The following is a 23,832-nucleotide window of genomic DNA, read 5'->3' on the forward strand; positions in this document are numbered from 1 at the left end:
CGGGAATGGCTTCAACGTTCGGACACCGTGCGATGTCCTGTGTACCGTCCCTGCACAACCGGGAATCGTTTATTTTATTTCCCGACGGAGGACTGCACATGGGAAGCGCGTACCGACGGGACGGTGTCGTCCGGTGACGATTCGATTACCCATTCGACCGACGGACTGGCGACTGATGGGTCGCACCGCGTGCCTCGTGCTGACGGTTCCGCTGTACGCCGTCATCGCGCTCCTTGCGGCAGTGATTGCTCTGACAACCTTTTCACTCGGGCAGAATCCGACGCTTGTCCAGTTCCTCCTGCGTGGGACGATTCCGCTCGAAAATCGAGTGATTATCCTCATCAACCAGTATCCGTTCGTCGGGACGAACTTCACCGTCGAACAGGGCGTCATCATCCTGCTCGTCGCGGTGCTGGTCGGCGTCAATCTCGCCATGGTCGCCTATTATTTCCGCGAACACGGCATCTCCATCCAACAGGGTGGTTCCGGAACGCTCGGCATCGTTTTTGGCACTCTCGGTGCAGGCTGTGCGGCCTGCGGGTCGGTGCTCCTCGCGGGGGTTCTCTCCCTATTCGGCGTCACCGCGTCCGCGACGCTGTTCCCATTCGACGGACTCGGTATCGCAGTCGTGGCCCTTCTGTGGATTTTCCTCTCCATCTACTGGGTCGCGGACGGGATGCGGGGTGGAGAAGTGAACGGCTGTCCGGTAGACATCTACACGCGATAGCGTGGGTTGTGAGAATCGAGGTTCGGAAACAGCAGGCGCTCGGGGGAGCAGACTGCCAAAAAAGTAAGCGTGATTAGCTGTGGATTCCCATCGCCTCTATCTGTTCTTGATACCGGTTTCGGATGGTGACTTCGGTCACCTGTGCAACGTCCGCGACTTCGCGCTGCGTCTTTTTCTCGTTGCAGAGAAGTGACGCGGCGTAAATCGCGGCGGCGGCGTACCCCGTTGGGGATTTCCCCGAGAGTAAGCCTTCTTCGGCGGTCGTTTCGATGATGTCGTTCGCTTTCGACTGGACTTCTTCGCTGAGTTCGAGTTCAGAACAGAACCGCGGGACGTATTTTTTCGGGTCGACGGGTTTCATCTCCAGGCCGAGTTCCTGTGAGATGTAGCGATACGTTCGACCGATTTCTTTTCGTTCGACGCGGGATACCTCCGAAATCTCTTCGAGGCTTCGCGGAATTCCCTCCTTTCGACAGGCGGCGTACAGTGCGCTCGTTGCGACACCTTCGATAGACCGTCCCCGAATCAGGTCTTCCTTGAGCGCTCGACGGTAGATGACGGACGCGACTTCCCGTACCGACCGCGGTACACCGAGTGCGGACGCCATTCGGTCGATTTCGGACAGGGCAAATTGGAGGTTGCGTTCGCCCGCGTCCTTCGTCCGGATACGTTCTTGCCATTTTCGCAGTCGATGCATCTGACTGCGCTTTTTCGAAGAAATAGAACGACCGTAGGCATCTTTGTCCTTCCAGTCGATGGTCGTCGTCAGCCCTTTGTCGTGCATCGTCTGCGTGGTTGGCGCACCCACGCGAGATTTCTGCTGGCGTTCCTGGTGATTGAACGCACGCCATTCCGGACCTGGATCTATCTTTTCTTCTTCGACGACTAACCCACAGTCGTCACAAATGAGTTCGGAGCGGTCGTTGCTCTTTACTAAATTGTCGGACCCACATTCAGGACAAGCACGCTCTCCCTCTCGTTCATTCGCCGTTTGCTCCCCTTCAAGTTGGCGCTCACGCTGGCGAGTAGACCGTGTCATCGCACTTTTATAGTAGTAACTTCGATTCACTTAAACCCTTGGGCAAAAGCCATATATACTTGACAACCGGTGCCACACTTTTCCCGTATATCGGAACCTGTTTACTCGCCCACAGACGACTTCCTTGCAATGCCAGTCATCGAGTGTGATGTGGACGAGGCGCGCGAGACGCTCGCCGACGCCGGGGTGGTCATCTCGGATGGAAAGAGCGAATACGAGCACTGGCGGGCCAGATACGACGACGCCGTCGCCATCGCATACGACGACAAACTCGTGGTTCAGGGGTCAAACCCGCAGTCTATCGAAGCGCTTCTCCGCGATTCGGGCGGGCACGCCTATCTCTACTTCGACGGTGGAAGTCGCGGCAATCCCGGCCCTGCGGCCATCGGTTGGGTCATTGTCACCAGCGACGGTATCGCCGGAGAGGGGAACGAGCGAATCGGGCGCGCAACGAACAACCAAGCCGAGTACGACGCGCTCATCGCCGGACTCGAAGCCGCCCGCGATTACGGATTTGACACCATCGACGTAAAGGGGGATTCCCAACTCGCCATCAAGCAGGTCACCGGCGCGTGGAAGACGAACGACCCCGACCTTCGCGAGCGCCGGGTTCGCGTCCGCGAACTGCTCGACGGATTCAACAAATGGTCGCTCAAGCACGTTCCGCGGGAGGTAAACGAGCGCGCGGACAAACTCGTAAACGAGGCGTTAGACGATGGTTGATCTGCCGGACGACCGCGAACTACCGACCGAGACCGTCGAAGAAGCGGAGCGACTGACCCACCTTGCACGCGATGCTGACGGCGACGAGGCGGACACGTACCGTGACGAACGCGACAGACTGCTCGCAGAGCATGACTTTGTCGCGCGGACTCGGGAGGACGATACTCGAACCGTTCTCGTCCTTCATCCCGACGAGTGGCTCGCAGATGGAACGATTCGGGTCGAACGAATCGAGGATACGGAACGAGCGATCGAAATCCCACTCGACGGCCCCGGCGACCCAGACAACTGGGACGAGATAGACGCGCACAATCGAACGGTTGCGGCAGCAGTTCGAGAGAATCACGGCGACGTTCACGGTGCGAATGCCGAGTCGTTCGCCGACTTCATGAGCAACCATTACGCCCGACGGGTAGAGTCAGCGACCGACGACGAAGTCACCGAGTTCTGTACGGAGTATTTTCCGCGGAACGCCTGGCCGAGTGATAAACAAAAAACGGTCGTAGAACAGTCGGTCGAACTCGTGTTCGACTGTGTTAGCTGTTCTTCTCGATAAGCGCACGAACCTGTTCTGCGCGCTCGTCGTCGGTAACGAACTTCGAGAGCGACCACGCGAACGAGTCTTCGACCGCGTCGAGACCGTCCTGGGTCAGGCCGTACTGATTGGTTCGCTTGTCGAGTTCGCTCTTTTCGACCAGTCCGCGCTCGACGAGGGTGTCGAGGTTGGGATATAGGCGACCGTGGTTCACTTCCTCGTCGTAGTAGTTTTCGAGTTCACGCTTGATAGCGAGACCGTACATCGGTTCCTCGGTGAGGACGATGAGGATGTTACGCTGGAAAGCGGTGAGGTCGCGGGCGGTACTGCTTTCGGTGAGTGTTTGTGCCTCTGACATTGGCTTTGACAGGAAGGAATATGTAACCGAGATATTTAACCCTTCTCAAGTTTCTTGGTGTTTCTCTCCGCTTTCGCTCGATTTTACGGTTGAAACACCACTAGTCGATTGCGGAGGTGTGTTTCGATTTTGGGTGGTTTCATCGAGCGATAGAGGGGGGTTTGAGTCGATGCCGAAAGGACTTTTTGGTCTTCCCGTGCAGTCGCAAACGACCCATGACGAATCTCTGGGAAGACCTGGAAACAGGACCGAATGCCCCCGAAGAAATCTACGCAGTCGTCGAGTGTCTCAAAGGCGACCGGAACAAGTACGAGTACGACAAGGACATCCCCGGCGTCATGCTCGACCGCGTGCTGCACAGCAACGTTCACTACCCCGGTGACTACGGGTTCATCCCGCAGTCCTACTACGACGACGAAGACCCGTTCGACGTGCTCGTCCTCGTCGAGGACTCCACGTTCCCCGGCTGCGTCATCGAAGTCCGCCCCGTCGCGCTCATGAAGATGGATGACGACGGCGAACAGGACGACAAGGTCATCGCCGTCCCCATAGAAGACCCACGCTTCGACCACATCGAGGACGTCGACGACATCACCCAGCAGCAGAAGGACGAAATCGACGAGTTCTTCCAGACGTACAAGAACCTCGAAAAGGACAAGGAAGTCGAGACGCTGGGTTGGGAGGACAATCAATCCGCACTCGACGCAATCGAGCACGCACAAGACCTGTACGAAGAGAACTTCGCCTAACCGTCTCGCTGTCCGGTTTCCTACAACTACCGGTTTTTTCGAACCGTCGTCGTTCGCGAGTTACACGACCAAAATCAGCACTGTCGCTACCTTGTGGAGATGAACGTGTCTTATAACTGCTACAGTAATCCAGCCGCATATATTTACTAATGGACACGAACACGTGATTCCAATGCCAATCGGATTCCTCGCCGAAAATGGCCAAGTCGTGCTCACAGCAATGGTGTTAGTCCTTTCCGGCGGTGGCGTCCTCTACGCCGTTCAGTTTTGCTCCCTACGCCGCGGAAACGACAATGCACCCGTCGATTCGCTTCGGGAGTCGGTCGCCGGCCAGAACCGAATCGCGCTCGTCCTTCCGGAAGGTGCGAGCATCGATTCGCTCGCCGCGGCAGTCGGTTTGCAAGCGCTCTGTAAGGATTGGGGCATCGCGGGACGAATCACCGCAGAAGGCGAGGTAACGGGCAAGGATAGCAAAGCGTTCTGTAACATCTTCGATATCGATTTGACGACCATCGACGAGCGAGGCGAACGTCTGCAAGACTGTGACGCCGCACTCGCGATCGGTGGTGGCGGGGCAGTTCCCCGACTGTCGAACAATCCGCCGGTCGTCGGCGTCATCCGCCATCGACCCACCGCGGAGGAGAACATTTTGACCGTCACGCGGACGGACGACGGAGCAACGTCCACCGTCGTCACGGGACTCGTTCGCGATTCGGGGCTCATTCCCGACCAACGAGTGGTCACGGCACTCCTGTACGGCATCCGCGCTGGAACTCGGGAGTTCCGCCGCGCGAACGGAAAAAACGATTACGGCACGGCCGGATTCCTCCACGCTTTCGCGGATCTCGGACGTATCGAGGATTTGCGGTCGCCGGGGGTCAGCGGCGACACTTTCGATGTGCTCGGGGAAGCCATCGCCAACAGGCAACGTCGTGCCAGTTTCGCCGTGACGAACGTCGGCATCGTTCCCTCGGTGAGTGCATTGGAGGAAGCCGCGGATTCGCTCCTTCGGCTGGAAGGCGTCTCGACTGCGGCAGTGTTCGGCATTCACGAGGAAACCATCGTCGTCTCCTGTCGGGCGGAAGACGTTCGCTCCAGCGCGATGGATATTCTCGATGGGGCGTTCGATGCAAGCGCGACCACGGGTGGAAACACGGATGCAGCGACGGCGCGAGTTCCGCTCGGTATTTTCGCGCAAGTCGATGGAAAACATGCAAACACGTTGGATTCGCTCATCGATGCGAGTACGCGCAAGGCACTTTTCACTGCGTTCGAGACGCCGTAGGTTCGACACTGTGTGGCACGGAAACGAAGGTTCTTGTAGCCGCCTGTGGTAGGGCCGCGTATGGGTCTCTTCGATAGGCTCCGTGGAGATGACGACCCCCGGGTAGCCTTCTTTGGTATCGACGGCGTGCCGTACAGCTTTCTCAAAGATAACGCCTCGGAGTTCCCGAACATCGCGTCCCTCGCGAAGGAGGGGAGCGCCGGAGCGATAGACAGTATCGTCCCACCCGAGTCTTCCGCCTGCTGGCCCGCCCTCACCACGGGTGTCAACCCCGGTGAGACGGGCGTTTACGGCTTCCAAGACCGCGAAGTCGGGTCCTACGACACCTACGTTCCGATGGGCCGGGACGTACAGGCCACGCGAATCTGGGACCGCGTCGCGGATTCGGGACGCAATGCGACGGTGATGAACGTCCCCGTGACGTTCCCGCCACAGCGAAACGTCCAGCGCATGGTTTCTGGATTCCTCTCGCCGGGCGTAGACAAGGCGGCGTACCCCGACGAACTCCGAAACTACCTGAACTCCATTGACTACCGCATCGACGCGAACGCGAAGTTAGGACACAAAGAGGACAAATCCGAGTTCATGGAGAACGCCCACGAGACGCTCAAAGCGCGCTACGAGGCGTTCCGCCACTACATCGAACAGGACGATTGGGATCTCTTTTTCGGCGTCTTCATGACGACCGACCGCGTGAACCACTTCCTCTTCAAGCATTACGAGGAGGACGGGGAGTACAAACAGGAGTTCATCGACTTCTACAAGAAGGTAGACGAGTACCTTGGGAAGCTTCGTGACGCGCTCGCCGACGACGTGACGATGGTCGTCGCCAGCGACCACGGCTTCACCAGCCTCGACCACGAAGTTCACTTCAACCAATGGCTCGAAAACGAAGGCTGGCTTTCCTACGAGGATGACGACCACGAGGAACTCGGCGACATCGCCGACGACACCGTTGCCTACTCGCTCATTCCGGGTCGTTTCTACATCAATCTCGAAGGGCGCGAGCCGCGCGGAAGCGTCCCTGAGGACGAATACGAGGAGAAACGAGCCGAACTCAAGGAGAAACTCGAAGCCCTCGAAGGGCCGAACGGCAAGAAGGTGTGTGCGCAAGTCGTCGAGAAGGAAGACGCCTTCCAGGGCGACCACGAGGATATCGCACCCGACCTCGTCGCCATCCCGAACTACGGCTTCGACCTGAAGGCCGGATTCAAGGGTCACGACGACGTGTTCGGCGTCGGCCCGCGAAACGGCATGCATAGCTTCGACAACGCTTCGCTGTTCGTGGATGACGCGGACGTGACCGTCCCGGAGGACGTTGACCTGCTTGACATCGCGCCGACCATCCTCGACCTGATGAACGTCGAGTACTCCGCGAGCGAACTCGACGGGCGAAGCCTGGCGTAGAAATATCGACTCGATTTTTTTGGAGACACGTTCGCGGAGCGACTGCGACGTTGGTGTATATCGAGTGAACACTGCCACACAACTCCGATTACTGCTCGCAGATTTTTTCGCCCACCTACAAATCCCGGGACAAACGAGCGAGAGAGTCGGTGTCCTGCTCGTAGTTGTCTCAGTCGGGTCGATACGTACGGGAATAATGATGATGCAGGTCGAACGAGACGAAACTCAATACTCAGACGGAATCTGGTTTGTCGTGAATGACGAGGTTCACGTCGCGCGGTTCGCCTTCCAGATCCGCGACGATTCGTTCCACCACGGTCTCTGCTTCCCGAAGGACGAGCGGTTTCACCTTGTTCACGACCCAGCCAAGCGAGACGAACATCGGCAAGTCTAGCATGCCGGAGTCCGCCGAGTCCGCATCGAACTGAATGGAGAGCCACACCCGCGAGGCGGTTTCTCCCCCCTCCGGTGCTTCCTCGGGTACCTCCTCGACACGCCAGTGGCCGTGGGCGTTGATATCCTTGATAATCTTCCAGTCGATGCGATTCGGGCGGTCGAGTTCGACCACTTCGGAGCGAACCGTGTACTGAATCTTCCACCATTGCAGGTGAATGTCGTACTCCGTTCCCGGCCCACCATCGCCCTCGTGTGTGACGCCCGTGAGGTGCTTCGAATAGTTCGCGTAATTCGGAAAGTCGATGAGGAACTCGTAGGCCTCCTCCGGCGGCACGTAGACGACGGTGCTGAGTTCGACTGAATCCACGCCTTTCGGTTTTGCGTGGCTGAAAGTAAACATTCCGGCGAAGGGTGTGGGTGCAGGTGCGGAGGTTGCATACGCCAGTAGAATCCTTTCAACGCTGGCGCGAAAACCGAGTCGCATGGCGAAACCAAACGAGGAGTTCACGTGCGAACAGTGCGACGAAACGTTCGAGCGACGCGAGCAGTTGAACGAACACATGGAGAAGGCTCACGAGGTCGCGCCGAACGAGGAGAGCGAAGACGCCGCAGCGGCAGGGTCGGACGCAAGCGGTTCGACTGGTTCCATCACCGAGGAGACGAACGACTCGCCCTCGGCGGCGGAACCGTCCGAGGCCGCCGGTCCATCCGAGAGCGATGCCGACGTTCGTCCCGACGAAGAAGATTCGTAAATTACCGACAACAGTTCTTTCTCTCGAACGGCCGCCAATACCAGCAGTTTATACAGCCGACGAGCAATCCTCGACCATGACACGCTACGACGTCGTAATCGTCGGTGGCGGCGTCGCGGGTCTCTCCGCTGGCGTCTTCACCGCCCGCGCAGACCTCGACACGTTGGTCGTCAACGACGGGGTTTCCATCCTCCACCGAAACGCGATTCTCGAAAACTTCCCTGGCTTTCCGGCCGGAATCGATTCGCGTCTGTTCTGTCTCATGCTCGAAGAGCAGGCCGAACGCGCCGGATGTGCCCGACTCGACGCCAAAGTCTCGGACGTGAGCCACGCCGATGACGGCGACGGATTCGCGGTCGAAACCCCCGATGAAACCGTTCACGCCGAGCGAGTTATCGCGGCATCGTGGTTCGACTCCTCGTACCTCGACGGCCTCGACCTCGATTTCGAGGAGTCTGGGAGCAAGCAGTACGTGTCCGTGGACGAGACGGGGCAAACCGGCGTCGAGGGACTCTACGCCGCGGGGCGACTCGCCGAGCAGTATCACCAAGCTATCGTTTCCGCGGGCCACGGGTCGCAAGTCGGGATTACTGTGGTTCACGACGCCGCCCCCGAGTTCTACCACGATTGGGTCGCCCCGGAGGGCTACTTCACCAACCGCGACCGCGAGGTACCGGTCGGCTGTGAGGAGATATCGGAGGACGAACGCCAGCGTCGCGCGCGTCTAGCGCACGACCGACTTCGGAAATATGTCGAGGAGTGGGAGGACGAGACTCCCGTCCCGCATCCGAGTTTTTTCGAAGAGATGGAGTGAGGAGGCTGGGTTGGCAAGGAACGTTCTCTTTCATAATATCACACATTTCGTTTCGACGCGTGCGAGAAACGCGGGAGAGACAACTGAACGGAGTCGATAACGCGAGTGAGCGGTAACTATTTATCTTCCGCTCCAATGAAAACCGCCTCCGCACCGCATTCGCGGTTTCTCCGAAACCGCGCTGTCCTCGCCGCCATGCCAACGCGCTCCGAGATGGTGTAGTTCGATTCCGTCACCGATCCTTCGCTCGAATTAGTGCCCACCGGACGAAATGTGGAGACCGACGATTCCGACAACGATAACGCCGATGAAGACGATCCGGAGTAGGTTGGCGGGTTCATCGAACAGGGCAATGCCGAGGGTTGCGGTTCCGACCGCGCCGATGCCCGTCCAAACTGCGTAGGCTGTTCCAACGGGGAGCGTTTTGAGGGCCTCAGCCAGCAAAACCATGCTGACAATGAGTGCAATGACGGTGGCGACAGAGGGCCAGAACTTCGAGAGACCATCCGAATATTCCAATCCGATGGCCCATGCGACTTCGAACACACCAGCAATAATCAGAATTTTCCACGACCTCAGTTCGCTTTGGAAGCGACAAACGGAATGGGTTCCGCTTTCACTTCCTTGCTTCCCACCCTGCCGAAAACCAAGTCTCTTTATCAAATCCTTCTGAACCGTCTACGAAATGAATAGGGTTAGAAATGAGTGATGACGAGGTAGACCCGGACGAGTTGGGGAAGTCAGTCGAACGACCGATGTATCGACTCTTTACCGAATATGGGGATGACCATCTGCATTGGTTCATCATCGGTGTTCTGACGAGTATGTGCGCCAGATTTCTCGCGCTCGTCCCGCCAGTCATCCTCGGTGTCGCGCTGGATTCGGTGTTCAATAACAATCGGGGCTACGAACTTCCCCTCGTTCCTGCGACGTGGATTCCGGAGACGACGATGGGGCAGTTCTGGTTCTCCGCGGAAATCATGGCCGTCTCGATGGTGCTTACGGCAATCAGCAACTTCGCGCGCTCATCGACACTGAATCTATTCTCCCATCGCGTGAAACACGAGGTTCGGACGGCGACCTACCAGTGGATGCAGAGACTCGACATGGAGTTCTTCGACGACCACAAGACGGGCGAACTCATGAGCATCCTGAACAACGATACGAATCGCCTCGAACTGTTCCTCGACAACATGATGGGGAGTGCGATTCAACTCCTCGTCCTCATCATCGGAATCAGTGGGATTCTGTTCTGGCGTAATCCCGATTTGGCAGTCGTCACGCTCGCCGTCGTTCCGGTTTCGGCGATATTCACGTGGTGGTTCATGCGACGAGTCGAAGCGTTTTACGCCGACATTCGGTCGTCGGTCGGTGATTTGAACACTCGACTGGAGAACAACCTCGCCGGAGTCGAAGTCATCAAAACCGCCGGAACCGAATCCTACGAAGACGAGCGCGTCCGAGAGGCCTCGTATGAGTATTTCCGACGCGACTGGAAGGCGCTCCGGATGAACTTCATCTACCGCCCCGGATTGCAACTGCTCACCTCAATCGCGTTCATCGCCACCTTCGTCGCGGGTGGTTTCTGGCTTCTGACCGAACCAGCACCGCTCTGGTTCACCGGTGACCTCTCTGCAGGGGATTTGGTCATCTTCCTCCTCCTCACCCAGCGAATGGTCGAACCGCTCACGCAGATGAGCGAAGTTGTGGACAGATACGAGGACGCGAAAGCTTCGACCCGACGCATCTTCGGCCTCATGTCGATTCCGCCCAGCATCACCGACAGTCCGGACGCAACCGCACTCGATTCCGTCGGAGGCAGAGTAGAGTACGACCACGTGAATTTCGCCTACGACGACGGCGAGCAGGTGCTGGATGACGTGACCTTCACCGCCGACCCCGGCGAAACGGTTGGTCTCGTCGGCCCGACTGGTGCCGGAAAGTCTACGATCTGCAAACTCCTGCCGCGGCTGTACGACGTGACGGGCGGCGAAATTCGCGTGGATGGAACCGACGTGCGCGACCTGACCGTCGAAAGCCTCCGCGAACATATCGGCTACGTCGGACAGGATACGTTCCTGTTCGACGGAACGGTGAAAGAGAACATCAAATATGGGTCGTTCGATGCGAGCGAGGGGGAAATCGTCGCCGCCGCGAAAGCCGCGGAAGCCCACAAGTTCGTCACCAACCTGCCCGAAGGCTACGACACCCGAGTCGGCGAACGGGGCGTGAAACTCTCCGGCGGGCAGCGCCAACGAATCTCGATTGCACGAACGATTCTGGCCGACCCCGAACTGCTCGTGCTGGATGAAGCGACGAGCGCGGTGGACACCGAAACGGAGATGCTTATCCAGCGCAGCCTCGACCGCCTCACCGAGGATCGAACGACGTTCATTATCGCCCATCGCCTCTCGACCGTGAAAGGCGCGGACACCATCCTCTCCATCGAGGACGGAAAAATCGTCGAACGCGGAACCCACGAGGAGCTGCTCGACAACGACGGGTTGTACGCGGATCTCTGGCGGGTGCAAGCGGGCGAAATCGACGCGCTTTCAGAGGAGTTCGTGGAGGAAGCATCCCGACGGGCGAGCGCGAGTCAGCCAACCTACGGGTCGAACCCGTGACCTTTTACGGGATACCGCACCCAGTAGCGGGTAATGCTTAGCGGAGTGAACGTGGCGTTGGGGGTGACGGGGAGCATCGCGGCGGTGAAAGTAGTCGAGTTGGCACATGAACTGCGCAGGCGGGGCGCGAACGTCCGGGCAGTAATGTCGAAGAGTGCGCAGGGAATCATCCATCCGTGGGCCGTCGAGTTCGCGACCGAGAACCCGGTCGTCACCGAAATCACGGGGAAAGTCGAGCACGTCGAACTCTGTGGTCGTGGCGAGTGGGCCGACGTGCTTCTCATCGCACCAGCGACCGCGAACACGGTCGGCAAAATCGCCGGTGCGGTGGACGACACGCCGGTGACGACCTGTGCGACGACAGCCCTCGGTGCCGACGTTCCGGTCGTCGTCGCACCAGCGATGCATGAACCGATGTACGACCACCCCGGCGTCCTCGATGCAATCGAGCGCGTCGAATCGTGGGGAGTCGATTTCGTCGAACCGCGAATCGAAGAGGGGAAGGCGAAAATCGCCACCGAGGACATGATCGCGCTCGATGTGGCACGAGCGACCGGAAACCAACCACTTGCCGGAAAGGGCGTCGTCGTCACTAGCGGTGCGACCAGCGAACCCATCGACCCCGTGCGAGTGCTGACCAGTCGCGCCTCGGGCAAGACGGGCAGAGCAGTCGCCCGCGCCTGCTACATCGCGGGTGCAAACGTCGCACTCGTCCACGACGCCCCGGACGTTCCCTACGCGACCGGCGTGCAGGTGGAAACCGCCGAGGAAATGACGAACGCCGTGACCGACCTCGTGACTGCGTTCCCGGCGGATGCGCTGATTTCCGTGGCCGCAATCAGCGACTACACGGCAGACACCGAAGAAGAAAAGATTCGGTCCGGACGAGACCTCTCGCTCGACCTGCAACCGACGCGAAAGCTCATCGACACGGTTCGGGCGGACTATCCCGACCTCCCAATCGTCGGCTTCAAAGCCGAGACGAGCGGAGACGACTCGGCGATGGTGACCGCAGCCCGCGAAACGCTCTCGCGTGCGGAGTGCTCGTTCGTCGTCGCAAACGACGCGAGCGTGATGGGAGAAGACGAGACGAGAACGCTGTTCGTCCGCGAGAACAGCGTTCGAACGTACAGCGGGAGCAAGACGGAACTCGGATTGCAGGTCGCTACCGAACTCGCCGAGGAACTTGCGGACGATTCGTAATGGCCACGACACCACGTCACCAGAGTAATAGCGCGTTCGCCCGTGGTTGCACTCGAATTCCAATGTCCGGATTATCGACACCGCTTACGGACGTTCTCGACATCGACGTTCCTATCGTTCAGGCACCGGTCGGGAGCGCGACGTGTCCGTCGCTCGCCGCCGCTGTCGCCGATGCTGGTGCGCTCGGCATGCTCGCATTGACGTGGCGAGACGAAGCGACGACGCGGAAACTGCTCGTCGAAACCGCGAACCGAACCGATGGCGTGTTCGGAGTCAACATCGTCGTGGATTCGAACGCGAAGGGGATTCCGACGACCACTCACATCGATAGTTGTCTCGACGAAGGCATCGAGGTGTTTTCCTTCTCGTTCGGCGAGGCCGCACCGTTCGTAGACCGTATTCACGCCGAAGGGAGAATCGTCCTGCAGTCCGTCGGGAGTGCAACAGAGGCCAAAGATGCGGTGGAAAGCGGCGTAGATATCGTCGTCGCACAGGGGAGGGAGGCGGGCGGACACGTTCAGAGCGACGTTGCGACCATGCCGTTGGTACCACGCATCGCGGACGCCGTTTCCGACACACCGGTCATCGCCGCCGGCGGTATCGCGGACGGGCGGGGCATCGCGGCCGCGCTCTCCCTCGGCGCGGATGGCGCGTGGCTCGGAACGCGATTTCTCGCGACGGAGGAAGCACACGTACACCGACGCTACCGTCGTCGAGTCCTCGAAGCGAGCGAGACCGAAACCATCTATTCTACCCTCTTCGACGAAGGGTGGCCGGACGTTCCTCACCGCGTCATCGAAAACTCGACCGTCGCGGAGTGGGATGCCGCGGGCAGACCACCGGACGAACGCCCCGGAGAGGGAGACATCGTCGCGGAGTCCGCGGCGGGAGAAGACGTCCGGCGATACGAGGATTCGCTGGCAGTACCCGGCATGAAAGGGAATGTCGAAGCCCTCCCACTCTATGCAGGGCAGAGCGTCGGTTTGACGCAGACGGTGCAACCCGCGGACGAACTCGTGGCGACACTGTCCGAAGAAACGATGGATGCACTCGAACGGGTAGACGGGTACCGGGTGAGCGTCGATTAAGCGTCTCCGTCTTCCTCCGGCCACTCCGCGTCGCCGAAGAACTCGATGCCCATCTTCTGGGCCGACCGCGAAATCATGTGCGCTCCCGTCGGTGCGGTGATGAACAGGAAGACGATGCCGACCAACGAGGTGAGTCCCGCCCCCTGTGGACCGTGGGAGACGAACAGGGCGAGGAACAGCGAAGCGGCCCCGAGTGTGGTCGCCTTGCTGGTGGCGTGCATTCGGTTGTACACATCGGGGAGGCGCAGCAGGCCGAGCGTCCCGACCACGAGGAAGAAACTCCCGACGACGACGAGCAGTGCGATGACGACTTCCTGAACCAGTTGAATCGTACTCATTTGATAATGTCCCCCTCGATGACGTACTGCGAGACCGCAATCGTGCTGATGAACCCGATGATGGCGAGGACGAGGCTCACCGTCACGAACAGTCCTTCGCCGCGATACAGCGCGAACAGCGCCGCGATTGCGACGACGTTGGTTCCAATGGTGTCCAGTGCGACGACCCGATCCGGAACTGTCGGTCCTTTGATGACGCGGTAGCCCGCGAGCAGGGTGAGTCCGCTGGCGATTATCAGTCCCGCCAGATAGACGAGATGGAGGTCGATGAGGCTCGACTCAGTTGCCATGACCCTCACCTCCCTCGGGTCGTGTGCCGCCGTCCGGTTGCTCCGCTTCTTGTGGTGGTTTGTTCTCGCTTTGCGTCGAACTCACCTCCGGCTGTTCCCGAGGAATCTCGGGAATCGGGTCGCCGGGTTTGCCCTCCTCGTCGAAGATGACGAGGGCGTAGTCCTCCCACGTCCGAATCGGTTCCACGATTGCGTCGGGGTTGCGGGCATCGATACTGTGAACGTAGAGCGCGTTGGTTTCGTCGTCGTAATCCATAGTCAACGTTCCCGGCGTGAGCGTGATGCTGTTGGCAATCGTCGTAATCGCACCGTCCGTTTTGACACGGAGCGGGACGACGACGACGCCGGGTTCTATCGGCATGCTCGGCGCGAGCACGCGGTATGCCACGTCGATGTTCGCCGTCGCGAGTTCCTTGAGGAAGACTGTGACGTAGAGAATCGCGTACGGTGCGGCCTTGAGACTCCGTGCGACGTTCGTCTCCGGTGTGTAGAACTTCCGGAAGGTGAACGCGATGAGCAGACCGAAGGCGAGTCCGATGAGGAACTCGCCGAGGATGGCCACCGGTTCGAGTACGACACCTCTGACGAACAACCAGAGGATAGCGAGTACGACACCGATGACGGGCCATTTCTTCATTTACCGGCACCTCCTAGCACCGCGTTGATGTAGGTTTGTGGTTCCGTCGCGGCCCGTGCGGCGGATTCCGCGGCCAAATACACCGGGTCGAAGCCGATGCCGACCAGCAGAACGAGCGCCGCCAACGCGCCGAGGACGACGATTCCAGTCGGCGTACCGCCCTGTTCGACCATCGAACTTTCCGGCCCCCAGAAGGCGCGATTCCACGCCCGGGAGAAGTACGCGATGGTGAGAATCGCCCCCGCCAAAGCAACGGCGAGCGCGAGCGTGGCACCGGCGTCACCCGCGACTCGGAAGACGAGGAACTTCCCGAAGAAGCCCGAAAGCGGCGGAATGCCGATAAGCGAGAGTGCGCCGACGAAGAAGATACCCGACAGCACGGGCGTCTTTCGTGTCAATCCACCAAGGTCGGCGAATCGGTCGGTGCCGACCGCCGAGAACACCGACCCGGAGGCCAGAAACAGCAGTCCTTTCGCCAGCGCGTGGTTCAGCGAGTAGATGAGGGCTGCCGTAATCCCGAGGATTCGCACTTCGGGCACCGTCGCCGCGATTGCCAGCGGGAGGACAATGAATCCGACCTGCCCGATGCTCGAAAAGGCGAGCAAGCCATCGACATCGTCTCGCCCGACTGCACCGATACCGCCGAGCAGGATGCTCGCGCTGGCCATGACGAACAGTACCGGTCCGAAAAAGGCGAGCGCGGAGTTCCCCGAAAGTCCGGGAAGCGTGAGTCCACCGGGAATCGTCAGCCCCGCGAAGACGGTGAAGTAGAGGCGGATGATGGCGTAAATCCCGACCTTCTTCACGACGCCCGCGAGCATCGCGGAGACGGGTGCGGGTGCGGCGCGGTAGGCTGCGGGCACCCAGAACTGGAAGGGCGCGATGCCCGACTTCAGCGCGAATACGGTGAAGAGCAACGCTGACAGCCCGAGAACGGGAAGTTGAGCTATGTTCTCCGAACCCGTCGCGAGTCGCTCCGCGAGTTGCGCCATGTTGAGCGTTCCCGTCGTGGCGTAGATGCCACCGATTGCGAGGAGCATCACCGCACTTCCGATGAGGTTGAGCACGACGTACTGGAGCGCCGCGCGGGTGTGCTGTGGCCCGCTGTAGAAAACGACGAGGACGTAACTCGACATGAGCATCACCTCAAACCAGACGAACAGGTTGAACACGTCGCCCGTGAGGAACGCTCCCGTCACGCCGACCAGCATGAAGTGATACAGCGGGTGGTAGGAGAGTCGCTGCCCGAACTCGTCCACGTACTGCACCGAGAAGGCGAGCGCGGCCAGCGAGACGACCGCCGACAGCGCGAGCATGAACATCGAAAGCGAGTCGGCGACCAGCGTGATGCCGAACGGTGCTTTCCAGTTCCCGACCTGATACGCGATGACATTCGACGCGCCGAGCGGGTCGATCTCCGTCCAGAGAGCAGCGACTGAGACGACGTAGGCGATGCCGCCGAGGAGGCTGACACCTCGCTGGACGTTCGGGAATCGCCGGACGACGAGCGTCAAAATCGCCGTCATGAGCGCGACGAGCAACGGTGCGATGACCAACTGATTCATGTGGACTCACCCAGTTCGTTCATGTCGATAGTTCCGTGTTCTTCGTAGACTCGATACGTCAGTACGAGCGCGAACGCGGTCGTTCCGAACCCGATGACGATGGCTGTCAGGACGAGCGCCTGCACGAGCGGGTCGGTTGTGCTGCCGTGACCTCCGTGCCCCGAGATGATGGGGACGCTTCCCGCGAAGCCACCCATCGTGACGAGGTAGGCGTTCGTCGCCTGACTGATGATGGTGATTCCCCAAACGACGCGGACGATGTCCCGCCGCAGGACGAGGAACGTGCCGAGTGCGAACAGCAGACCCAGCACCGCCGCGAGGACGAACTGGGGGTGTGCTGCGGCCGTTTCGCTCATTCTGCACCCACCACCGAGAGAATCGTCAGGAGCGCGCCAACGACGACGAGGTAGACCCCCGTGTCGAACGCGAGCGCGCTCGCCACCTCGAAATGCGGGTAGAGTGGAATGCCCTCCAAGATGGTGTACGTCTGGTATAGGAAGTTCTTCTTCGCTACCATCGACGCGATTCCCGACCCCGCTGCGATGAGCAGTCCGATTGCGAACATCGCACGGTAGTTCTCGACGATGCCGTGTTGGAGATGCTCGACCGGGCCGCGGACGACGTTGTGGAACAGTTCATCTTCGAGGAAGTCCATCCCGTAGACGATGTAGATGAGGGCGAACGCGGTAGTTGTCAGGACGCCGGCGATGAACCCCCCGCCGGGCAGGTTGTGGCCCTGCAACATCAGCGCCACCGCGGTGACGAAGATGAGCGGCACCACAGCGCGCGTAATCGTTCGCGTGATGACCGTCGTCATTGTATCTCACCTCGTTCACGCATGGCGATGAGTGTCAACACTGACAGCGCAGCCATGGCGACGACCGAGATTTCACCCATCGTATCGAAGCCACGGTAGTCCACCAGAATGACGTTGACGATGTTGTGACCGCCTGCCAGTTTCACGGTGTTCTTGTACTCCGTGAAGAACGTGGCAATCGAGTTCGGATTCGCCGCCGTCGTGAGAAGCACTGTGACGAAGACGGTTGCACCGACGGCGAGCGACAGCACGCCGTCGCGGACTGCTCGACTGCGACTCATCTCCCCGTAGAACGTCGGAAGCCTGTCCAAGACGAGCAGGAAGATGACGAGGACGAGCGTTTCGACCACGAGTTGCGTCAGTGCGAGGTCCGGTGCTTTTGCCAAAATGTAGAAAATGGCGACCATGAACCCGAGAATCGAGAGCGTGAGCACTCCTGCGACGTGCGACGGGGCAATGCTCACCGCTACCGCACCGACGACCGCGACCAGCAGGACGAGCAACATCGGGTAGGTGATTGCCAACCCACCGAACGAAGGCAGTGAAACCCCCGCGGCGACGTAACCACCGAGTGCGAGGGCCGAAACTGCTGCCAGCGTCCACGTCGCGTAGGTTCGGAGCAGGCCGGTTTGAACGCGAGGCACCATCGCGATGCTCACGTCGTTCAGGCCATACACCGTGTTGTCGTACCACCAGTTCGCACGAAGCGGATTGATAGCGAGCAGGCGGTTCACGCCGTCGTGCAGTCGGTCGTAGAACGGGTAGGCCGCCGCGCCGATTGCGATGGTCGTCGCACTCATGATGGCGGCGGGGCTGAGATGCGTCGGGAGGCCGTAGTGGAATCCTTCGCCGTGTGCACCCGGCGGAACGACGCTCTCGATGACCCCTGCGACGAAATGGTCGAGCGACGCGGGCGCGAAGTGGAGCGTCGAGGCGACGCCCCCGAGTCCGATGAGCGCCGCGACGGTGCCGAGAATGGCCGTCGGCACCAGCATCATCGCAGGTGGGCGATGGACGTGTCCCAATCCTTTCGGCTTCTCGCCGAAGAAGAGCATCACGAACTTGATGGAGTAGAGGAACGTGAAGACGCTCCCGAAGACGGCCACAATCGGGTAAAGCCACGTAAGGCCGCCGTGAACGTGGGCGGCCTCGTACGCAGCGTGGAAGAGGAACTCCTTCGAGTAAAATCCGTTGAACGGCGGAACTCCGGCCATTCCCAATCCGGCAATCACGGTGATTGCGGTGGTAATCGGGAGGTCGTGACGAAGCCCGCCGAGGTGTTTGATTTTCCGCGTTCCGGCCTCGTGGGCGATGATTCCGGCGACGAGGAACAGCGGAGCCTTGAACATCGCGTGGTTGAGGATGTGGAACGCGCCGGTCTCCGCCCCGAGATGTGACGCGAATCCGAATCCGGCGACGATGAGGCCGAGGTGGCTCGCTGTCGAGTACGCCAACAGTTCCTTGATGTCGGTTGCCGCGACGGCGAGGATGGCCGCGATGGTCATCGTTGCGAGTCCGAGTATCGTGAACAGCGTCATCCAGTCGGGAATCCCGTGTGCTCCTTCCGTTACTTCGGGGAGCAAAAGCGGTCGGAATCGACCGATGAGGTAGACGCCAGCTTTGACCATCGTCGCGGAGTGGAGAAACGCCGAGACGGGTGTCGGCGCTTCCATCGCGTTCGGCAGCCAGATGTGGAGCGGCACCTGTGCGGATTTCGCCGCCGCGCCGATGGCGACGAGGCCGAGGACGGGAAGCAACATGCCCGCGTCCACCAGTCCTTCGTGTACCTGCGTGGGATGTTCAAGCATCCACGCGAGGTCGAAGGCGTGTTGCTGTGGCACCGTGTTCGCCAACAGCAGAAAGCCGATGAGCATGAACAATCCGCCGGAGACGGTGATAATCATCGATTTTCGGGCTGCGTACTGTGACGACCGCTGGTCGGTGTAGTGGCCGATGAGGATGAACGAGGACAGACTCGTCAGTTCCCAGAAGACGAAGAGGGAGACGAGGTCCGCCGCGAACGCGACCCCCAACATCGACCCCATGAACGCCAGCAGTGCGGTGTAGTACTTCGCCTTGCCCGGTTCGTCATGCATGTACGCGCCTGAGTACGCGAGGATGAGCACGCCGACCCCACTGGCGAGAAAGCCGATGAGGAGCGCGAGCCCATCCACGTAGAACCGGAGCGAGACTTCGAGCGCGGGTATCCACTCGAACGAAACGGCGCCGTGCGTGCCGTACTGGCTTGCTACCATCCCAAAGCAGGCGAGCGCCACCGCCGACGCGTAGTAGGCGGTGCGCTCTCCCAACACGCGGTAGACCAGCGGCGTCAGCGCCGCCGCCGCGAAGGGGAGCATCACCAGCGCAAGCACAACCACGGCTACCGGGTCAGATGGTGATTGCACACTCGAATGTGAGCGATGGACTCACCTTAACGCTTCTCAATACCTCCGACTCCCGCACCGAAAATTTCCGGATGTCTGTCCAGTAAATCACTTAAAAAACGACCAAATAAAAATAATCGGTGCGATAGTCTCGATGCGTCGCCGATTCCACCGGAAAAGCGGTTCCCGACCCGCGGTCGATTCGGGTCGCAGTCGATCTGCGATGGCCAGCCAGTTCTCACGCCCGAAATGGCAACACATATGTATCTATTTTTTGAGATTAATGACAGCGAATAATTTCACAGAAATTATATTTCAAATTTTATTATTTCTATATAAATTGTCGATTCTGATACAGGAATATATATATATAGTTATATCTTTATTAGGTATAAGTATCAAAGCCTGTTGTAACGCCCTCATCATTCGAAGAAAGTAGAATTGAGCAGGGGACGAAATCATGCTAAATTCGACATTAGAAAGCATCTATCGAGAAAATTAGCATCCCTACAATTCTTGTCGGTGATAATGCACGTCGCAGGAGAACACAACATATGACACTCAAGTAAAAATCCAACGTTAAAAACTCAGAAATTAGGTTTGTTTTGGCAGTCATCGGTATAATTCTTATAATGGCCATTACTGTGATATTAGCCGAAGTAATAGGGACGTTTGTCATGGGTCTTGGGAATCAGGTTGGAGAGTCAGGGCCTCAGGCAACTCTTGGAGTCAGTGCTACTGCGGATGACGGAACGACCGACGGAGCGATTACGATTGAACACAATGGTGGAGATGCACTGCACGCGGACAGTACCAAGTTAGTAATTAGTGTTGCAGGAGTAGAAACAGAAATTGCTCCTGCAAGCACGGGTACATCTTTAACAGTTGGTGGAAGTGCAACCTTCACAATTGACGACACAAATGATAAAATCGATTTACCTGCCTCTAACGCTTGGAGCGATTATTCCAACAGTGCGGCATCAGGGACGCTATCTGCTCTCAGTACAGGTGATGTGGTCGAGGTCAAAATTATAGACACGAATAGCCAAAAAGTCATCTACAGGACTGAGATCACGGCATAACGCCACTAACTCGATTTCTTCTAACTGTATTTTTCCCACTCGTAGTGACACGACCGACATAACGTTACTAAATTCTCTAACCGATTCGGTTCCTCGTAGTTGTCGAATCTATGACGTTTTGTAAGATGGTGAACGTGCAGACTCTGTTCGTTCATTTTCAGGTGCTCACGATTCGATAATCCACAGTCTTGACAGACGAATCCATCACGTTCGAGTAATCGTTTTCTTTGTCTTCCCCAGTTCGGCCCGTAATCGATGGGTTCCGATTCACCAGTTCCTCGTCGAAATGGCTCAAACCCGGCTTCCACAAGTGAGTGGGACCACGTTCCATATCGACTGATAAATGGTTCGTGGGAGAATTCACCTTTCTCTCTATATTCCGACCATTTTGGTGGTCGGTCTAATTCCTCTGCAAGTCTTTTGATATCAGCTAACAACTCCTCCTTGGAGAGGTTCATGTGCTTTTGCACATCTAATCCTGCCTCTTCCAACGCGGTATTCCACGATTCGAACTTCGTCTCGTATGTGGTGGAATAATACCGACCGCACTCGTTCATTTCTGGTTGCGTTGGAGCACGGTCAAACTCATCCGCTAACGAGCGTAATTCATTGAGGAGTTTTTATTTGGAAATATCGTGTTCCATTGAGGGACTGAATCCTGCAGCTTCCAATCCATCATTCCATGACCCGAATTCACGTTTGAAGGGTTCTGCGGAATACGCACCGTATCGCTCCATTTCAATCTTCGAAGGAATCTTGTCGAGTTCGTCAGCGATTTCTCGAAGTGCTGCAAACAATTCCCCTGAATCAATTTGATTATTGGGTCGTGTTGCATGATACTTGAGTCCGGAAACATTCCATGCCCCCACCCATGAATCGAAAGCATGGAGGTAGGGACGTGGCGAGTATCGCCCTTCGTCCCTCATTTCCTGCATTGTTGGAGCGCGACCGAACTTTTCGACCATCCTCTGCATTTCCTGTAATAACTTTTCTTTCGCAATCTCATTTTCATGATTTGTTTCAAACCCTGCAGCTTTGAGTGCCTCATTCCATAAATCGAACTCTCGATAGAACGGCCTATGTGAATACTGACCGTGCTCACACATATCCTTTTGAGAAGGAGTTTCCCCGAGTTCCTGTTCCAATTCAGACAATGCATCAATCAACTCCTCCCGCGAAATCCTTCGACTCGTCGTCGTTTTCGGATCAAGTCCCGCCGCCTCCTTCGCTTCCGGCCACGAACCAAATTGCCGGAAGTACGGGAAAGCGGAATACTCACCATGCCCGTTCATTTCCTCGAACTTCGGCGGACGACCTAGTTCCTCAGCTAACTCCTGAAGAGCGAGAACCAACTCATCTTCTGAAATCCCGTTTTCGTGGTTCGTGCTGAATCCGGCGGCCCGTAATGCATCGTTCCACGACCCGAACTGATTGTAGTAGAGTGTAGAGGAGTGTGGCCCTCGGTCGTTCATCGCAGTCTGTTTCGGTACCTCGCCCAATTTCTCCGCGAACGTTTGCAAATCCGAAATCAACTGTTCGGCGGACAGTTTGCTCGCCATATCGTCACTAGTGACTATTTCGACTATCGTATTTGAATTGTCGCTCGAAGAGGGGAAAATGAACCTCTCGAATACCGCGACTCACCGAAAAAGCCATCAGCGATGATTTCAGGGGCTGCCCCCGGGAAGGGGGCTGGAAACGAATCGAACCTTGCTGGGGTTTGAGTAGGGTTTTGGCAATCGATTTGCTGAGGTGCGGGTCTCTCCCACCCGCATTTGCTCAGATGGTCGGGATGGTAAAAGAAATGAGCCTTATCCGCAGTGAAAGTGAAAGTGGCGAGGTAAGGTCGGATGTACCAGTGAGTTCGGTCGGGAGGCAGCACCGAAACGTGACTGCTATGACCGAACACAGTACACCGTAACAACGATGAGGGTTCCTCGCGTTTAAGACGTTGCTTGCTCGTGGCGTTCGCCACCGTTTCGATTCCGTCCGCCGTTCTTCCACCTTTCCGCTCCGAAGCCCACGTTACGCCAGAGAGTGCCTACCTCGCCGACAATACCGGCACCTTTTACTGCTGGGTTGAATACCCCCAACATGGACCAGTTGAAGCAGTCGCTTCTCGAAGCTCCGATTATCGAGAAAGACGGGTACCACTACTTTGTTCATCCCATTAGCGACGGGATTCCGATGCTCAAACCGACACTGCTGCGTGAAATCGTTATCAAAATCATCCGCAAAGCGGATCTGGAAAACGTCGATAAAATCGTCACGCCCGCGGCGATGGGGATTCATATCTCGACTGCCGTCTCGCTGATGACCGATATTCCGCTGGTAGTCATCCGCAAGCGCCAGTACGGCCTGGAGGGTGAGGTTGCACTCTCCCAGCAGACCGGCTACTCGGAGAACGAGATGTACATCAATAACGTCCACGAGGGCGACCGCGTTCTCCTGCTGGACGACGTGCTCAGCACCGGTGGGACGATGAAAGCCGTCACCGAGGCGCTCGAATACATCGGTGCGGACGTCGTGGACGTGTGTGCCGTCATCAAAAAGGTGGGTGCGAACGAACTCGACGATACGGACTATCAGGTGAAGACGCTCATCAACGTGGACGTTCAGGACGGCGAAGTCGTCATTGAGGACGAACACGGCGACGGCTGAGATGTTCTCCCGTCAGTTCCTGGCGATGGTCTCGACGTTTACGCTCGTAACGGGTGCCCTCCTCGTCGGTGACGCGCTCAATGGGTCGGTCGTCACGGGCACGTACGGAGTTACGTCGGTGGCGTTTGTCCTTCGAGTGCTTCCCGGTATTGCGCTCATCTGGGTGGGTTACACCCTTCGAGAAAATCACGAGAAATTCGTCTCCGCCTACTTCGCCGGACGAGAAGCGGCGGCGAAATCCGACGACTCTGGGGACGGGGAGTTCGACGAACGCATGTCCCCTCTCTCCAGCGATTCGATGGAAAACCTCGAAGCGCGCGAGCGGGAAGTCGACGAAAACAACTAACGCTCATTGCAG

The 23,832-nt window shown here is 58.2% G+C and carries 27 protein-coding genes and 1 pseudogene; 14 read left to right on the plus strand and 14 right to left on the minus strand.

Annotated elements, in window-relative coordinates; translation table 11 throughout:
• Positions 1–133 precede the first annotated feature (133 nt).
• On the plus strand, positions 134–727 hold the full coding sequence (locus ACN2TU_RS04220; protein ID WP_435153237.1) for a hypothetical protein: 594 nt from the start codon (positions 134–136) through the stop codon (positions 725–727).
• Positions 728–800: 73 nt separating this feature from the next.
• On the opposite strand, the gene ACN2TU_RS04225 is transcribed toward ACN2TU_RS04220, so the two are convergent.
• A complete protein-coding gene (locus tag ACN2TU_RS04225) occupies positions 801–1,766 on the minus strand; it encodes a transcription initiation factor IIB (protein WP_266076485.1) in 966 nt (321 codons plus the stop codon).
• Positions 1,767–1,895: 129 nt separating this feature from the next.
• On the opposite strand from ACN2TU_RS04225, the gene rnhA reads away from it, so the two are divergent.
• Both rnhA and ACN2TU_RS04235 read left to right on the plus strand, forming a co-directional pair.
• Complete coding sequence (rnhA, locus tag ACN2TU_RS04230; RefSeq protein WP_435153239.1) at positions 1,896–2,489, plus strand: ribonuclease HI; 594 nt, start codon at positions 1,896–1,898, stop codon at positions 2,487–2,489.
• Positions 2,482–3,045: a DUF7108 family protein gene (locus ACN2TU_RS04235; protein WP_435153241.1), complete on the plus strand. Its 564-nt coding sequence runs from the start codon at positions 2,482–2,484 to the stop codon at positions 3,043–3,045. Before rnhA ends, ACN2TU_RS04235 begins: the two co-directional genes overlap by 8 nt.
• On the opposite strand, the gene ACN2TU_RS04240 is transcribed toward ACN2TU_RS04235, so the two are convergent.
• Positions 3,026–3,382 (minus strand): PadR family transcriptional regulator, encoded by a 357-nt coding sequence (locus tag ACN2TU_RS04240; RefSeq protein WP_435153242.1) that lies wholly within the window; start codon positions 3,380–3,382, stop codon positions 3,026–3,028. The two genes, ACN2TU_RS04235 and ACN2TU_RS04240, sit on opposite strands and share 20 nt — an antisense overlap.
• Before the next feature lie 215 nt (positions 3,383–3,597).
• Here ACN2TU_RS04240 and ACN2TU_RS04245 point away from each other — a divergent pair, with 215 nt between their 5' ends.
• The 3 genes from ACN2TU_RS04245 (at position 3,598) to ACN2TU_RS04255 (ending at position 6,823) form a co-directional block, all read left to right on the plus strand.
• Entirely contained in the window at positions 3,598–4,131 is a 534-nt protein-coding gene (locus tag ACN2TU_RS04245) for an inorganic diphosphatase (RefSeq protein ID WP_435153244.1), read from the plus strand.
• Between the two features lie 172 nt (positions 4,132–4,303).
• Complete coding sequence (locus ACN2TU_RS04250; protein ID WP_435153245.1) at positions 4,304–5,416, plus strand: DHH family phosphoesterase; 1,113 nt, start codon at positions 4,304–4,306, stop codon at positions 5,414–5,416.
• Between the two features lie 60 nt (positions 5,417–5,476).
• On the plus strand, positions 5,477–6,823 hold the full coding sequence (locus ACN2TU_RS04255) for an alkaline phosphatase family protein (protein ID WP_435153246.1): 1,347 nt from the start codon (positions 5,477–5,479) through the stop codon (positions 6,821–6,823).
• 232 nt (positions 6,824–7,055) lie between these two features.
• Here ACN2TU_RS04255 and ACN2TU_RS04260 read toward each other — a convergent pair whose 3' ends face one another.
• The gene (locus tag ACN2TU_RS04260; protein ID WP_435153247.1) at positions 7,056–7,586 is read right to left on the minus strand and encodes an SRPBCC family protein; all 531 of its coding nucleotides are present in this window, start codon (positions 7,584–7,586) and stop codon (positions 7,056–7,058) included.
• A gap of 115 nt (positions 7,587–7,701) precedes the next feature.
• Between ACN2TU_RS04260 and ACN2TU_RS04265 the strand changes: the two genes are divergently transcribed.
• Together ACN2TU_RS04265 and ACN2TU_RS04270 are read left to right on the plus strand one after the other, a co-directional pair.
• Positions 7,702–7,971, plus strand: a complete 270-nt coding sequence (locus ACN2TU_RS04265; protein WP_435153249.1) for a C2H2-type zinc finger protein — start codon at positions 7,702–7,704, stop codon at positions 7,969–7,971.
• 76 nt (positions 7,972–8,047) lie between these two features.
• On the plus strand, positions 8,048–8,785 hold the full coding sequence (locus tag ACN2TU_RS04270; protein ID WP_435153251.1) for an FAD-binding protein: 738 nt from the start codon (positions 8,048–8,050) through the stop codon (positions 8,783–8,785).
• 252 nt (positions 8,786–9,037) lie between these two features.
• Here ACN2TU_RS04270 and sugE read toward each other — a convergent pair whose 3' ends face one another.
• Positions 9,038–9,364: a quaternary ammonium compound efflux SMR transporter SugE gene (sugE, locus tag ACN2TU_RS04275; protein ID WP_435153656.1), complete on the minus strand. Its 327-nt coding sequence runs from the start codon at positions 9,362–9,364 to the stop codon at positions 9,038–9,040.
• A 122-nt stretch (positions 9,365–9,486) separates the two neighbouring features.
• Here sugE and ACN2TU_RS04280 point away from each other — a divergent pair, with 122 nt between their 5' ends.
• The 3 genes from ACN2TU_RS04280 (at position 9,487) to ACN2TU_RS04290 (ending at position 13,700) form a co-directional block, all read left to right on the plus strand.
• Positions 9,487–11,409: an ABC transporter ATP-binding protein gene (locus tag ACN2TU_RS04280; protein WP_435153253.1), complete on the plus strand. Its 1,923-nt coding sequence runs from the start codon at positions 9,487–9,489 to the stop codon at positions 11,407–11,409.
• Between the two features lie 33 nt (positions 11,410–11,442).
• Entirely contained in the window at positions 11,443–12,612 is a 1,170-nt protein-coding gene (gene coaBC, locus ACN2TU_RS04285; protein ID WP_435153254.1) for a bifunctional phosphopantothenoylcysteine decarboxylase/phosphopantothenate--cysteine ligase CoaBC, read from the plus strand.
• A gap of 62 nt (positions 12,613–12,674) precedes the next feature.
• Positions 12,675–13,700: an NAD(P)H-dependent flavin oxidoreductase gene (locus tag ACN2TU_RS04290; protein ID WP_435153256.1), complete on the plus strand. Its 1,026-nt coding sequence runs from the start codon at positions 12,675–12,677 to the stop codon at positions 13,698–13,700.
• On the opposite strand, the gene mnhG is transcribed toward ACN2TU_RS04290, so the two are convergent.
• Genes mnhG through mbhE form a run of 7 tightly spaced genes read right to left on the minus strand, consistent with a single transcriptional unit; the run spans position 13,697 to position 19,704 of the window.
• On the minus strand, positions 13,697–14,038 hold the full coding sequence (gene mnhG / locus ACN2TU_RS04295; RefSeq protein ID WP_435153257.1) for a monovalent cation/H(+) antiporter subunit G: 342 nt from the start codon (positions 14,036–14,038) through the stop codon (positions 13,697–13,699). The two genes, ACN2TU_RS04290 and mnhG, sit on opposite strands and share 4 nt — an antisense overlap.
• Complete coding sequence (locus ACN2TU_RS04300) at positions 14,035–14,328, minus strand: MrpF/PhaF family protein (RefSeq protein WP_435153259.1); 294 nt, start codon at positions 14,326–14,328, stop codon at positions 14,035–14,037. The genes mnhG and ACN2TU_RS04300 overlap by 4 nt, the downstream gene beginning before the upstream one ends.
• Positions 14,318–14,965 (minus strand): Na+/H+ antiporter subunit E, encoded by a 648-nt coding sequence (locus ACN2TU_RS04305; RefSeq protein ID WP_435153260.1) that lies wholly within the window; start codon positions 14,963–14,965, stop codon positions 14,318–14,320. Before ACN2TU_RS04305 ends, ACN2TU_RS04300 begins: the two co-directional genes overlap by 11 nt.
• Positions 14,962–16,530: a complex I subunit 5 family protein gene (locus tag ACN2TU_RS04310; RefSeq protein ID WP_435153261.1), complete on the minus strand. Its 1,569-nt coding sequence runs from the start codon at positions 16,528–16,530 to the stop codon at positions 14,962–14,964. Before ACN2TU_RS04310 ends, ACN2TU_RS04305 begins: the two co-directional genes overlap by 4 nt.
• Positions 16,527–16,886 carry a sodium:proton antiporter gene (locus ACN2TU_RS04315; protein WP_435153262.1) on the minus strand — a complete coding sequence of 120 codons (360 nt, stop codon included), beginning with the start codon at positions 16,884–16,886 and terminating at the stop codon, positions 16,527–16,529. The genes ACN2TU_RS04310 and ACN2TU_RS04315 overlap by 4 nt, the downstream gene beginning before the upstream one ends.
• Entirely contained in the window at positions 16,883–17,347 is a 465-nt protein-coding gene (locus ACN2TU_RS04320; protein ID WP_435153264.1) for an MnhB domain-containing protein, read from the minus strand. Before ACN2TU_RS04320 ends, ACN2TU_RS04315 begins: the two co-directional genes overlap by 4 nt.
• Positions 17,344–19,704: a hydrogen gas-evolving membrane-bound hydrogenase subunit E gene (mbhE, locus tag ACN2TU_RS04325; RefSeq protein ID WP_435153657.1), complete on the minus strand. Its 2,361-nt coding sequence runs from the start codon at positions 19,702–19,704 to the stop codon at positions 17,344–17,346. The genes ACN2TU_RS04320 and mbhE overlap by 4 nt, the downstream gene beginning before the upstream one ends.
• Positions 19,705–20,336: 632 nt before the next feature.
• On the opposite strand from mbhE, the gene ACN2TU_RS04330 reads away from it, so the two are divergent.
• The gene (locus ACN2TU_RS04330) at positions 20,337–20,813 is read left to right on the plus strand and encodes a type IV pilin domain-containing protein (protein WP_435153265.1); all 477 of its coding nucleotides are present in this window, start codon (positions 20,337–20,339) and stop codon (positions 20,811–20,813) included.
• Between the two features lie 20 nt (positions 20,814–20,833).
• Here the strand turns inward: ACN2TU_RS04330 and ACN2TU_RS04335 are convergent, their stop codons facing one another.
• The 3 genes and pseudogenes from ACN2TU_RS04335 to ACN2TU_RS04345 form a co-directional block, all read right to left on the minus strand.
• On the minus strand, positions 20,834–21,271 hold the full coding sequence (locus tag ACN2TU_RS04335) for a homing endonuclease associated repeat-containing protein (RefSeq protein ID WP_435153658.1): 438 nt from the start codon (positions 21,269–21,271) through the stop codon (positions 20,834–20,836).
• Between the two features lie 24 nt (positions 21,272–21,295).
• Positions 21,296–21,418, minus strand: a pseudogene (locus tag ACN2TU_RS04340) (homing endonuclease associated repeat-containing protein); the annotation flags it as partial.
• 15 nt (positions 21,419–21,433) lie between these two features.
• Entirely contained in the window at positions 21,434–22,372 is a 939-nt protein-coding gene (locus tag ACN2TU_RS04345) for a homing endonuclease associated repeat-containing protein (protein ID WP_435153267.1), read from the minus strand.
• 535 nt (positions 22,373–22,907) lie between these two features.
• Here ACN2TU_RS04345 and hpt point away from each other — a divergent pair.
• Positions 22,908–23,474 (plus strand): hypoxanthine/guanine phosphoribosyltransferase, encoded by a 567-nt coding sequence (gene hpt / locus ACN2TU_RS04350; protein ID WP_435153269.1) that lies wholly within the window; start codon positions 22,908–22,910, stop codon positions 23,472–23,474.
• Between the two features lies 1 nt (position 23,475).
• Positions 23,476–23,820 (plus strand): hypothetical protein, encoded by a 345-nt coding sequence (locus tag ACN2TU_RS04355; RefSeq protein ID WP_435153271.1) that lies wholly within the window; start codon positions 23,476–23,478, stop codon positions 23,818–23,820.
• The last annotated feature ends 12 nt before the right edge of the window (positions 23,821–23,832 follow it).

The organism is Haladaptatus marinus, assembly GCF_051194195.1.